Source organism: Pseudoalteromonas sp. SR43-7, assembly GCF_014163785.1.
Lineage (GTDB): Bacteria > Pseudomonadota > Gammaproteobacteria > Enterobacterales > Alteromonadaceae > Pseudoalteromonas > Pseudoalteromonas distincta.
The window spans coordinates 126158-138703 of the sequence record NZ_JACJDY010000001.1 but is presented as its reverse complement, the minus strand read 5'-3'; the positions used below and the strand labels follow the sequence as shown (position 1 = coordinate 138703).

Genomic DNA, 12546 nt, shown 5'->3' with positions numbered 1-12546 from the left:
CCAAACTTTCAAAACTTACTGAAAGTTCGAACGTGAGTATAACAAAGAGAATTTTCTGTTCAACTAAAAATCAACTAATTTGAGTTAAGCTTTCGAAGCTATTTTGTTAATAAAAAATAACACGATAAAAAACACTTGGTTAGCTAAAATAAAAAACAATTTAAAGAGAAATATTTAATAGGATTATAGGTTTTTAGGAGGGAGTAGTAATTGTGTGGCACAAATAAAAACAGCCCAAATTCAGTCACCACCGAACTTGAGCCGCCTTTCACACTGACAACATCTTCACACACAATATAAAGATTCTTGGTTTACACTGCATGGCAATTGTAGGGAATAAAAACAACTCAAGCTAAGTCACCACCGAACTTGAGTTGCCTTTCACACTGACAACATCTTCACACACAATATAAAGATTTTTGGTATACATTACGTGGTAATTGTAGGGAAATAAAAACAACTCAAATGCAGTCACCACCGAACTTGAGTTGCCTTTCACACTGACAACATCTTCACACACAATATAAAGATTCTTGGTTTACACTGCGTGGCAATTGTAGAGAATAAAAACAACTCAAAACCAGTCACCACCGACCTTGAGTTGCCTTTCACACTGACAACATCTTCACACACAATATAAAGATTCTTTTAAGCGAGGCTAACTTTATGCCTCAAGCTTATGACTCGAGCCTTGCTCTGTGTCTATGGTTAAACTTTAGAGTGTTAGCTCCAATTTGACAAACGAGAAAAATAAACCTAATAGGTGAAAAAAACTAAACTATATACCTTTGTCTAATACATTTAGATTGGATTGCTTTGGAAGCTATGATGCGAAGGCGTTTTACAGGCACAAAAAAAGCGCTATAAAGCGCTTTTTAATATTTAAGACAGGCTTAAATAATTTGGTTTTCTTTCCAGGCTTGCTCTTTTGCTAAACGGTTTTTGCGTTTATCACATGGATCATCGCAATCACAGGCTTTATCAATACCAACCGAACCTAAACCACCACAGCTGCTTGCCATAGATTTTTTTTGCAGGATCATACCAACGGCCATAGCCGAAACTATCAAAATTAGTAAGCCAAAAGTAAGAAGAAAAAGTGACATTGCTTAGCCCCTATTGATCAGCAATAAATTAAACTCAAATATTTTTGAGCGACTGCTATTATATACCCAAATAACACGGAAATAAACAAGTCAGCACCATACTATAAATAAGACTTAAATGCTGGGCTTGAGTAGGTAATTAAACCCTCCTTTGATTTACCTATTAAATAAACCGGTAAATCATGTTGTTCAGCATAAGCTTGCGCTTTTTGCATCCCCATTACAGTAAGTGCCGTCGCTAAACCATCTGCCGTCATAGCGCTTGGATGAAGCACAGTTACCGACACTAAGTCGTGCTTAATAGGCATACCTGTTGCTGGATCAATTAAGTGGGTATAGATCTCGCCATCCATTTTATAAAAAATACGGTAATCACCCGATGTCGCTATACCACTTGTACCTGGCGATAAAACACGGTGTACCTTACGCTCTCCAGGTTGCGCATCGGGTTGCTCAATCGCGATTTTCCAATCCTGATTATTTGGCTTTTCACCTGCTATACGCAGCTCACCACCAATCTCAACCATGTAATTAGTAATGTCGTGGTTTTCTAATAACTGGGCAACTTTGTCAATACCATAGCCCTTAGCTGTTGCCGAAAAAGAAAGCTCCAGTCCATTAACTGTTTTAGCCAACCCTTGCTCATTTAAGATAAGTTTATCAATGCCTATTTTTTCAACCATACTTGCAAGCTCTTCATCACTTGGGCGATTAGTTGGTTTTTTATCAGGCCCAAAGCCCCATAAATCAATTAAAGGCCCCATTGTTACGTCGAGTGTTTTAGTTGATTCACCCAAGCGAATAGACTCGCTTATAACAGCCCTAAAATCTTCGCTAATTGGCATGACTTGATTTGCAGGTAATCTGTTAAATGTATTTATTTCAGAGTCTTCTATGTAAGTAGACATAGATTGGTTAACATCTTTTAAAACAGCGTCTATTTGCAGCTGTAGTTGTGAAGCCGATAGCTGGGCTTGATCATCATAATATTTAATATGATAAGTGGTACCCATAGTCTTACCTTCTAAAAAGGTTTCTTTTAACTCTGGCTTTTCACCACACCCAGACAATAATAAAGTCAGTGTAATTAGTAAAAAGGCCATTATGCCCTGTGAAGTACTTACTCGATTCATAACAGCTCTACTTAATAGATTGATAAAATTAAAGAATAAAAAAAGCCTCGTAACACAAGTGCTACAAGGCTGGTATTTTAACCAAAACTAAACTGTTTTGGTATTAGTGTTAGCCACCGAAGTCATCTAGTAAGATATTTTCGTCTTCAACACCTAAATCTTTAAGCATAGTAATAACTGCCGCATTCATCATTGGAGGACCACACATGTAGTACTCACAATCTTCAGGCGCTTCGTGATCTTTAAGATAGTTCTCAAATAACACGTTATGGATAAAGCCAGTATAGCCTTCCCAGTTATCTTCAGGCTGTGGATCTGAAAGTGCTGTATGCCATACGAAGTTAGGATTTTCAGCGGCTAGGCCGTCAAAATCTTCTACGTAGAACATTTCACGCTCAGAACGTGCACCATACCAAAAGCTCATCTTACGTTTAGAGTTCAAACGTTTAAGTTGGTCAAAGATATGAGAACGCATTGGCGCCATACCAGCACCACCACCAACAAATACCATTTCTGCGTCAGTGTCTTTAGCAAAGAACTCACCAAATGGACCCGAAATAGTTACCTTGTCGCCTTCTTTAAGTGACCAAATGTACGAAGACATTTTACCACATGGCAAGCTAAGGTTTCTTGGAGGTGGAGCAGCAATACGCACGTTAAGCATAATGATGCCTTCTTCTTCTGGGTAATTAGCCATTGAGTAAGCACGAATTGTTTCTTCGTCTACTTTTGACTCCAGATCGAAGAAACCAAAATGGTTCCAGTCGCCACGATACTCTTCAGGAACATCGAAATCTGCATATTTAACATGGTGAGGTGGAGCTTCGATTTGGATGTAACCACCCGCACGAAACGGCACTGACTCGCCATCTGGAATTTGCAGCTTAAGTTCTTTGATGAACGTTGCTTTGTTATCATTAGAGATAACTTCACAATCCCACTTCTTAACACCGAAAATTGACTCTTCAAGTTCAATTTCCATGTCATTTTTAACATTTACCTGACACGCTAAACGACAGCCTTCACGGGCTTCACCTTTAGATATGTGATCAAGCTCAGTTGGCAGAATATCACCACCACCTTCTTTAATGTGTACACGACACTGACCACAAGAGCCACCGCCACCACAAGCAGATGATACAAATATACCTGACTCAGATAGTGCGCCTAAAAGCTTACTACCTGCTGATGTTTTAATGGCTTTATCTGGGTCGCCATTAATGCCGATGATAATATCGCCACTTGCAACTAACTGAGATTTAGCACCAATGATGACTAAAACCAGTAGTACAACGATAGCGATAAAAACACCAACGCCTAAGAAAATCTGATAATCCATGATTTATCCTCGCTACCTTTACAGTGAAATACCAGAGAATGACATAAAGCCAAGTCCCATTAAACCAACAGTGATGAAGGTAATACCTAAACCACGTAAGCCGTCAGGTACGTCTGAGTATTTCAGTTTCTCACGGATACCTGCAAGTAATGTAATTGCAAGTGCCCAACCAACACCAGCGCCAATACCATAAACAACAGACTCGCCGAAGTTATAGTTACGCTCAACCATGAATGATACCGCACCAAATATTGCACAGTTAACTGTGATAAGTGGTAAGAAGATACCTAACGCGTTGTATAGTGCAGGGAAAAACTTATCTAATGCCATTTCAAGAATTTGCACAAGTGCTGCAATAACACCAATGAAAGTTAAGAAACGTAAAAAGCTAAGATCTGCATCTGGGTAACCTAACCAAGTTAGTGAACCAGGTGCAAGTACCGCATGATAAACCAAGTTGTTTACAGGTACAGAAATACCCAATACAACTATAACCGCTATGCCTAGGCCAATTGATGTAGTTACTTTTTTAGATACCGCTAAAAAAGTACACATGCCTAAGAAGAATGACAACGCTAAGTTCTCAATAAAAACGGCTTTTACAAATAAACTAATATAATGTTCCACTATTTGCCCCTTACGCTTTAGCTTCTACTTGGTCTTTCTTATAAGTACGCAGTACCCATATGAATAAACCAATGATGAAGAATGCACTCGGTGGTAAGATCAATAGACCCATAGGCTGATACCAACCGCCATCTTGTACTAATGGGATAATATCAACACCGAATAGTGAACCCTTACCAAATAGCTCACGAATGAAACCAACAGTAAGTAGTACTACAGAGTAACCTAAGCCGTTACCAATACCGTCAAGGAATGACATAAGTGGTGGCGACTTCATCGCGTATGCTTCAGCACGACCCATTACGATACAGTTAGTAATGATTAGACCAACGAATACAGAAAGCTCTTTTGCAGTAGCATAAGAAAATGCCTGTAATACTTGGTCAACAACGATTACCAATGATGCGATAATGGTCATTTGTACGATGATACGTACAGATGATGGGATCTGGTTACGAATAAGCGAGATAAAGAAGCTCGAAAACGCAGTTACAAGTGTCAATGCAATTGACATAATTAACGCATTTTTTAAGCTAGACGTTACCGCTAGCGCAGAACAAATACCAAGTACTTGTAGTGCGATTGGGTTGTTAGCTAAAACCGGACCAAATAGGACCGCCTTCATTTCTTTAGTATCAGCCATTATTTCAATGCTCCTTTACGTACTTTCGCAAGGAAAGGGCCAAAGCCATTTTCGCCAGTCCAAAAGTCAACTGCATGATCAACACCGTTAGACGTTAATGTAGCACCTGAAAGACCATCGATCTTATGCTCATCATTGCCCGCAGTACCTTTAACAATTTGAATTGGAAGTTCTTTACCTTCCCATGTAGCAGTCCACTGTGGATTTTGGATTTCGCCACCAAGACCTGGGGTTTCATTATGCTTGTAAAAGATAATGCCCTTAACTGTTTCACCATCGCTTTCAAGCGAGATAAAACCGTACATTAAGCCCCATAAGCCGTAGCCTTGGATAGGAAGAATGATTGCATCAACTGAGCCATCTTCTTTTTTAGAGATATACACCGGTGACTCTTTAGTCACACGTTGAATACCAGCAATATCTTTAACGCCTTTCTCTTGAAGGGAAACACTTAGCGCTGCATCATATTTGCTTTTTTCAAAGTCAAAGATTGTTGGGTCTGTATCTACAAACTCACCTGTAGTCATGTTTACAACGCGCGCTTCGATTTTTGCATCAAATGTTTCAAGAACATTTTCAACTTTGTCGATGCCCGCAGCAGCTAAGATATTGCTTTGAATATCTTTGTTTTTATTAGCTTGCTGTAAAGGACGAAGCTGTACAGAAGCAAACGATACAATGATTGCACACACTAAACATAGTGCTACAACAACTGATAACGTTTTGCCGATTGATTCGTTATTACTAGACATTACGTGCCAACCTCCGCTTAATATTAGCCTGCACTACAAAGTGATCGAACAGTGGAGCGAACAAGTTAGCAAATAAGATTGCTAGCATCATGCCTTCTGGGAAAGCAGGATTCACAACACGTATCATAACCACCATAAAGCCAATTAATAGACCATATGCTAATTTACCTTTGTCAGTAAATGCAGCTGATACAGGGTCAGTAGCCATAAAGAACATACCAAACGCAAAGCCACCAAGTACAAAATGCCAATACCAAGGCATTGCAAATACAGGGTTAGTTTCTGAGCCAACAGCATTTAATAAAAATGCAGTTGCTACCATACCTAGGAATACACCTAGTACGATGCGCCAAGAAGCGATACGAACGTAAATTAAGAACAAACCACCCACTAATAATGCAAGTGTAGATGTTTCACCTACAGAACCTTGAATGAAACCATAAAACGCATTCCACCATAATTCCATGTTTGCAAAGTCAAGTGTGCCAGCAAATGCTTGGCCTAGCATAGTTGCACCAGAGAAAGAATCTACTGCTGTCCATACTGTGTCACCTGAGATTTGAGCTGGGTATGCAAAGAATAAAAATGCACGACCGGCTAAAGCAGGGTTTAAGAAGTTACGGCCAGTACCACCAAAGATTTCTTTAGCGATTACTACACCAAACGTAATACCTAACGCAACTTGCCATAAAGGAATAGTTGCTGGCAAAATAAGTGCAAATAATACAGAAGTAACGAAGAAACCTTCGTTAATTTCATGCTTACGCACTGAAGCAAATATTACTTCCCAGAAACCACCTACTGCAAATGTTACAGCGTAGATAGGTAAGAAGAAACATGCTCCATAGAACATCTTAGCGCCCCAGCCTGCATCAGCGGTTAACTCACCACCGAATAACTGGAACAAACCAACTTGCCACGTGTTTGCTAGTTCAAAACCTTGTGCTAAAGCACCAGCGGCCTGATGACCGATATTGAACATACCAAAAAACATAGCTGGGAACGTCGCCATCCACACTAAAATCATCATACGTTTTAGGTCGATGTTATCGCGTACGTGTGTCGCGCCTTTATTTACGTAGCCTGGTGTATAAAAAATAGTTGCAGCTGCTTCATACAGTGCATAAAACTTTTCATATTTACCACCGGCTTCAAAATTCGGCTCGATATCTTCTAGATATTTTTTTAAACCCATCTCTCTAGCCTTCCTTCTCGATCGTAGTTAAGCAATCGCGTAGGATAGAACCATACTCGTATTTGCCTGGACAAACGAAGGTACATAACGCTAAATCTTCTTCATCAAGTTCAAGCGCGCCCAATGAAATTGCACTGTCTAAATCACGTGCAATTAAGTCACGTAATAATAGAGTAGGCAAAATATCTAACGGCATTACGCGCTCGTAGCTACCAATTGGTACCATGGCACGTTTTGAACCACCTGTTGACGTTGTCATTTTAAATAAACGACTTGGTGCAAGGTGAGAAAGGAATGTACGCGTTACAGAGAATTTATCACTACCTGGTGCAATCCAGCCAAACAATTCTTTTTCGCGACCTTCAAGTAAAACAGATACTTGAACGTGGTAACGACCTAAGAATGCATGAACACCGTTTGAAATAGAACCCGATAGAACAGAACCAGAAATAACGCGGTTATCTCCGTCTTCTAACTCACCAGCCACTAAATCATCCAATGAAGCACCTAATTGTGTTTTCACTAAACGTGGGTTTTTAACGCGAGGACCTGCAAGCGAAATAACACGATTTGTGTAAATTTCACCAGTAAGGAATAAGTGACCATACGCAATAACGTCTTGGTAACCAATATGCCAAACTTGTTTGCTAACAGAAACTGCATCAAGATGATGGATATGAGTGCCAACGAGGCCAGCCGGATGCACACCACCAAACTCATGTACTTCTACTTGAGCTATAGATGAGCTAGGAACTTGGCTGCCTGCTTTTTTACACACAAATACTTTGCCATCAGTCAAACGCGAAACAACTGCAAGACCCGCTTCAAATGCTTGCGCATTTTCTGCAATAATTACTGCAGGATCTGCAGCTAATGGGTTTGTGTCGATTGCGGTCACAAAAATAGAACTAGGATTTGCATCCACAGCCGCTACTTTGCTGAATGGGCGAACACGAAGTGCTGTCCATTGACCAGACTGGATAAGTACTTCTTTGGCTTTTTCGCGCTCTAAGCTCGGAAGCTCGTCTGCTTTGAAAGAGTCAAAGGTGATTTGCTCACTGCCTGCTACTTCAATAACAACAGATTGCAGCACACGTTTAGCACCACGATTTATTTCTTTTACTGTACCAGAAGCTGGAGCAGTAAATAGGACGCCTGGGTTCTTTTTATCTTCAAAAAGTACCTGGCCTTTTTTGACTTGGTCATCCACACGAACATGCATGGTTGGACGCATACCGATAAACTCTTCGCCAAGCACAGCTACACGTTTGACAGCAGAACCGTCATGTATAACTTGCTGTGGCGCGCCCTCTAAGGGTAAATCCAGACCTTTTTTTATGTTGATCATACGCACTTGCATTACATTAAAGGAAAGAAACTGAAAAATCGTATCAACCACGTCGCCATTTGAGTTATTCCAAGTTATATCAAGGTACAAAAGAGCAGCTTGCTAGAGATATCAAACAAGCAACGTAGTAAAACTCATCACATATTGTCGAGATTTTAACATCATTTTAGATGACTATGCGAGTGTATTTATGAAAATTATACGACAGAAACACTTATTTAGTTTTGTTAAGTGAATTAAATAAAAATCAAGCTAGACCAAAGTGGTAGCCTAAGCAATTATCATTCCTGATTTCATCGTAAATTCAACAAATCGCATAATACAAAAAAAGCCGCGATAGCGGCTTTTTATAACTAAGTTCTGTTAGTCAATCATATTGGCAATTGGCTTAACTGAATCTACATCTTGATCGTAGTCAACACTATCTATACCAAAACCAAATAAGCGTAAAAACTCATTATGGTAACCAACATAATCTGTTAGCTCATCAATGCTGCTCGTATCTACTTTATCCCAAACAGCTTGCACGCGAGCTTGTACATCGTCTTCTAGCTCTTTGTAGTTTTGGAATAAATGTCCACCGTCGTCAAAGCGAGGTGATTCACCATACAAGTTTTCACTAAATAAAGCGTGAATTTGCTCAATAGTGCCTTCGTATGTGCCATCTGCTTTCATAACTTTAAATAAAGCAGAGATATATAACGGCATAATAGGAATAGCAGAACTTGCTTGCGTTACCACAGCATTAAGTGATGAAACATATGCCTCACCATTTAAATCTTTTGTTGATTCTTTAATAGCAGCGGTTGCACGGTCTAAATCTTCTTTAGCCTTACCAATAGTAGCGTGTCCGTATATTGGCCATGTTAGCTCTTTACCAATATAAGTGTACGCAGTCGTTTTAAAGTTATCGGCTAATACATCCGCTTCTTTTAATGCGTCAATCCACATTTCCCAATCTTCACCGCCCATTACTTTAATGGTGTTGTCGATATCGTCTTGGTTTGCAGCTTCAACAGTAATTTCATCAATTTCACGCTTTGATGTATTTAAGTTTTTAGTAGTAACGGCATTTCCAATTGGCTTAAGCGTAGATGAGTATACTTCGCCCGTATTTGGGTCTGTACGACGAGGAGACGCTAAGCTGTAAATAATACAATCTACTTTGCCCAAATCTGCTTTAATAGTGTCGATTGCTTTTTGTTTAATTTCGTTAGAAAACGCATCGCCATTAATATTTTTAGACCAAAGGCCTGCTTCGTCTGCTGCATCTTGAAAAGCAGCGGTATTGTACCAACCAGCAGAACCTGTTTTGCGATCTGTACCTTCTTTTTCAAAGAAAATACCTAATGTTTTAGCACCACCACCAAACGCAGCTGTAATGCGCGAAGCCAAGCCGTAGCCTGTTGATGCGCCAATAACTAATACATTTTTTGGTGCATTTTTTAATGCGCCTTGTTGTTTTACATAGTTAATTTGTTCTTGAACATGCTCTGCACAACCAGCTGGATGTGCGTTTGTGCAGATAAATCCACGAATTTTAGGCTTAATGACCATTGATCATCCTATATCTTTTACAATAAAAATTAGCGCTAGTTTAAAGGCTAATACTAAAAACACTGATCTGATCAGTTAACCACAAGTGTAACTATCAAATCACTATTAATTATTTAAGCTAATTTAGAGCCGCCCATACAATTAGGTGAATCAGGTGCCTCGCCGCCCTGCTCTGTATACTCATCGGGTGTATATGTATGAATTGCGAGTGCATGAATATGATTTGCTAATTCATCTTTTAGAATTTCATTAATTTCACGATGGCGCTGCAATAAACGTTTACCTGTAAAACCTTCGCTAACCACTATTACTTTAAAGTGTGATTCAGTGCCCGCACTGTGCATATGGCTTTCGTTAATTACGTTTAAATGTTTACACGCAATAGCGTTGCTTATTTTTTCTTGGATCTGTTGCTGCATTGACATAAAAGACCGTTTTAATTAGCTAATTTATATACTTACTATAACAATTTAACGCAGCGCTTGGCTAACTAAATTGCTTTTGTTTAATGTGCTTAATAAATCGGTAAGTTAAACTTATTCGAGGATGTGCAAGCGTTGTTTGCTTAGGTATTGCATGTTGATAATCTCGCTGGCTATGTCCATTCATTATTAAACAGCTGCCACTTTGTAATTTTAAGTCGGTTACTTTATTGCTCGCCTTGTGCTTTAACTTTAGAACCCGATCAGCTCCTAGCGAGACACACACAATTGTTGGTTTATCACCAAGCTCTATTTCATCATCACTGTGCCAGCCCATCGTATCATTACCATCTCGGTAATAATTAACGAGTAATGAGTTTAGAGGCTGATTTAAGTGCGCCTCTAAACGCCTTCTCATATTAAGTAACAATTCATCCCATGGCTCTACTATTTGCTTACTACTTGAATAGCCGTATTCAATATTTAAATCGCTCATGAAGCATTGTAGCCGTGGAATAGGCCCCGTTTTACCATAAACAGTTACATCGGGTTGCTGCCAACGTAGGTTTTTTTGCAAATAATAAAATAGATCGAGGCTTTTTTGTGCACTAAGTGCCCTACTTTGATAAGAAAAGCCATTTGGTAACTGTTGGGGGTTGGCGTTTTGCCGTTGCATGTTAGAATTTACCTACATTAGATTACTGATCAACGAACCATTATGACGACGCAAGCCCAGCTAGGCGATAAAACCTTTACTCTTGAACGCTTTCCTTTGGATCAAAAAAACCGCAGCTTACAAGCGTGGGATTCGGCAGATGAGTACCTTATCAATTATGTTAACGAACATCACCCTGATTGTCGCTCATTGCTTATTTTAAACGATAGCTTTGGTGCACTTGCTTGTTATTTTAATAAGTTAACGGTTTGTTCAGTTAACGATTCTTATATTAGCCACCAAGCTGCGGCTTATAACTTACAAGAAAACAAACTGCCTACAGCAGATTTTACACAATTAGATAGTTTGTCTGCATTACCGCAGGATGTTGATTTAGTACTTATTAAAATCCCTCGTAATGTAGGTTTTTTACAGTTTCAGTTAAGTGAACTCAGTGAAGTCCTTGCACCTGGTACGCCAGTAATTGCCGCAGGTAAAACAAAAGAAATTCACAACTCAACAATAAAATCATTTGAGCAATTTATTGGTGAAACAAAAACTAGCCTAGCAGTTAAAAAATCCCGTCTTATATTAAGTACAGCTAAAGGCGGATATAAAGCAGCAGATTTCCCTGTAACGTGGGAGCTTGAAGGTACTGAGTTTAATATAACAAACCATGCAAATGTGTTTTCGCGTGATTCGTTAGATATTGGTGCACGCTTCTTTTTTAACTACTTACCAGAAACACCAAAAGCTAAAAGCATTATTGATTTAGGCTGTGGTAACGGAGTTGTTGGATTAATGACGCTTGCTCGTTGCCCTAATGCATCAGTTACTTTTGTTGATGAGTCTTACATGGCAGTAGAGTCGGCTCGGTTAAATGTAGAAATTAACCTAGGCGATAAGTTTGATAACTGCGAGTTCATCGAAAACGACTGTTTAACAGGCTTTGAAAGAGACAGTGTAGATATGGTGCTTTGTAACCCTCCATTTCACCAAGCTCAGGCCGTTACCGACCATATTGCTTGGCAAATGTTTAAACAAGCAAAAGATACTTTAAAAGAAGGCGGCGAGCTGCGTATTATTGGTAATCGTCATTTAGATTATCATGATAAATTAAACCGTATGTTTGGCAACTGTAAGTTGCTAGGTTCAAACAAAAAGTTTGTCGTTTTAAGTGCAACAAAAAATAGTGGAATGCTATAAATGAAATTAACAAACATTATAATTGGGTGTTGTGTATTACTGATACTTGGTGGCTGCGCGAATCAGCCTAGCCAAGTAATACTTAACCCTGTTTATAAAAATGGTCAAATTAGCACTATAAATAGTAGCTTAAGTACTAGTGTAATTGATTTACGTGGCGATACATCAACACTTAAACTTATTGAGTCAGACAAAACTAAAACCTTTGCAAGCCAAGGCATTACCAGCTCTATTAAAAGTGTGTTAGACAGCGCCCTTAGCCGCAATGGAGCCAGTATTTCTAACTTAGCAACTGTTCGCTTTGAAGTAGATATTCATGCATTGCAAGCTGTTGTAACCGAAAAGCTAGTGAGCCATACCAGCGAAGCCCACATAGAACTTGGCGTGCGTGTTATTCGCGCCTCAAGTAACTTTAGTAAAGTGTATAGAGGTAGTGCTAATTTAGAAGGCCCATTTAGTCATGAGCAAGCAAAAATAGAAGGTCAGCTCAATAAGTTGACTGAGCAAGTTATTACCCGCATTGTATCTGACCCTGAATTAATAGAATTTTTAGAAGGTTAACT

Annotated in this window: 13 protein-coding genes; 2 read left to right on the top strand and 11 right to left on the bottom strand. The window is 39.3% G+C overall.

Annotated features, from left to right (window positions below; genetic code table 11):
- Positions 1 to 893: 893 nt before the first annotated feature.
- From nqrM to H5087_RS00590, 11 genes are all read right to left on the bottom strand, one after another.
- Positions 894 to 1106 carry a (Na+)-NQR maturation NqrM gene (nqrM, locus tag H5087_RS00640; RefSeq protein ID WP_182670821.1) on the bottom strand — a complete coding sequence of 71 codons (213 nt, stop codon included), beginning with the start codon at positions 1104 to 1106 and terminating at the stop codon, positions 894 to 896.
- Positions 1107 to 1207: 101 nt separating this feature from the next.
- The gene (locus H5087_RS00635) at positions 1208 to 2239 is read right to left on the bottom strand and encodes an FAD:protein FMN transferase (protein WP_182670820.1); all 1032 of its coding nucleotides are present in this window, start codon (positions 2237 to 2239) and stop codon (positions 1208 to 1210) included.
- Between the two features lie 109 nt (positions 2240 to 2348).
- Positions 2349 to 3578, bottom strand: coding sequence for an NADH:ubiquinone reductase (Na(+)-transporting) subunit F (nqrF, locus tag H5087_RS00630; RefSeq protein ID WP_002958895.1), 1230 nt, complete (start codon positions 3576 to 3578; stop codon positions 2349 to 2351).
- An 18-nt stretch (positions 3579 to 3596) separates the two neighbouring features.
- On the bottom strand, positions 3597 to 4205 hold the full coding sequence (gene nqrE / locus H5087_RS00625) for an NADH:ubiquinone reductase (Na(+)-transporting) subunit E (RefSeq protein ID WP_002958896.1): 609 nt from the start codon (positions 4203 to 4205) through the stop codon (positions 3597 to 3599).
- A gap of 10 nt (positions 4206 to 4215) precedes the next feature.
- The gene (locus tag H5087_RS00620; protein ID WP_002958897.1) at positions 4216 to 4848 is read right to left on the bottom strand and encodes an NADH:ubiquinone reductase (Na(+)-transporting) subunit D; all 633 of its coding nucleotides are present in this window, start codon (positions 4846 to 4848) and stop codon (positions 4216 to 4218) included.
- A complete protein-coding gene (locus H5087_RS00615; protein WP_002958898.1) occupies positions 4848 to 5600 on the bottom strand; it encodes a Na(+)-translocating NADH-quinone reductase subunit C in 753 nt (250 codons plus the stop codon). Before H5087_RS00615 ends, H5087_RS00620 begins: the two co-directional genes overlap by 1 nt.
- Positions 5593 to 6795, bottom strand: coding sequence for an NADH:ubiquinone reductase (Na(+)-transporting) subunit B (locus tag H5087_RS00610; RefSeq protein ID WP_002958899.1), 1203 nt, complete (start codon positions 6793 to 6795; stop codon positions 5593 to 5595). The genes H5087_RS00615 and H5087_RS00610 overlap by 8 nt, the downstream gene beginning before the upstream one ends.
- 4 nt (positions 6796 to 6799) lie before the next feature.
- A complete protein-coding gene (locus H5087_RS00605) occupies positions 6800 to 8143 on the bottom strand; it encodes a Na(+)-translocating NADH-quinone reductase subunit A (RefSeq protein ID WP_024596562.1) in 1344 nt (447 codons plus the stop codon).
- A 363-nt stretch (positions 8144 to 8506) separates the two neighbouring features.
- Positions 8507 to 9700 carry an enoyl-ACP reductase FabV gene (gene fabV / locus H5087_RS00600; RefSeq protein WP_138489515.1) on the bottom strand — a complete coding sequence of 398 codons (1194 nt, stop codon included), beginning with the start codon at positions 9698 to 9700 and terminating at the stop codon, positions 8507 to 8509.
- 113 nt (positions 9701 to 9813) lie between these two features.
- Positions 9814 to 10125 (bottom strand): BolA family transcriptional regulator, encoded by a 312-nt coding sequence (locus H5087_RS00595; RefSeq protein ID WP_024596564.1) that lies wholly within the window; start codon positions 10123 to 10125, stop codon positions 9814 to 9816.
- A 61-nt stretch (positions 10126 to 10186) separates the two neighbouring features.
- A complete protein-coding gene (locus tag H5087_RS00590) occupies positions 10187 to 10798 on the bottom strand; it encodes an alpha-ketoglutarate-dependent dioxygenase AlkB (protein ID WP_024604969.1) in 612 nt (203 codons plus the stop codon).
- A gap of 42 nt (positions 10799 to 10840) precedes the next feature.
- Here H5087_RS00590 and H5087_RS00585 point away from each other — a divergent pair, with 42 nt between their 5' ends.
- Both H5087_RS00585 and H5087_RS00580 read left to right on the top strand, forming a co-directional pair.
- Entirely contained in the window at positions 10841 to 11983 is a 1143-nt protein-coding gene (locus tag H5087_RS00585) for a methyltransferase (protein WP_024604970.1), read from the top strand.
- Positions 11984 to 12544: a YajG family lipoprotein gene (locus H5087_RS00580; RefSeq protein WP_165744317.1), complete on the top strand. Its 561-nt coding sequence runs from the start codon at positions 11984 to 11986 to the stop codon at positions 12542 to 12544.
- The last annotated feature ends 2 nt before the right edge of the window (positions 12545 to 12546 follow it).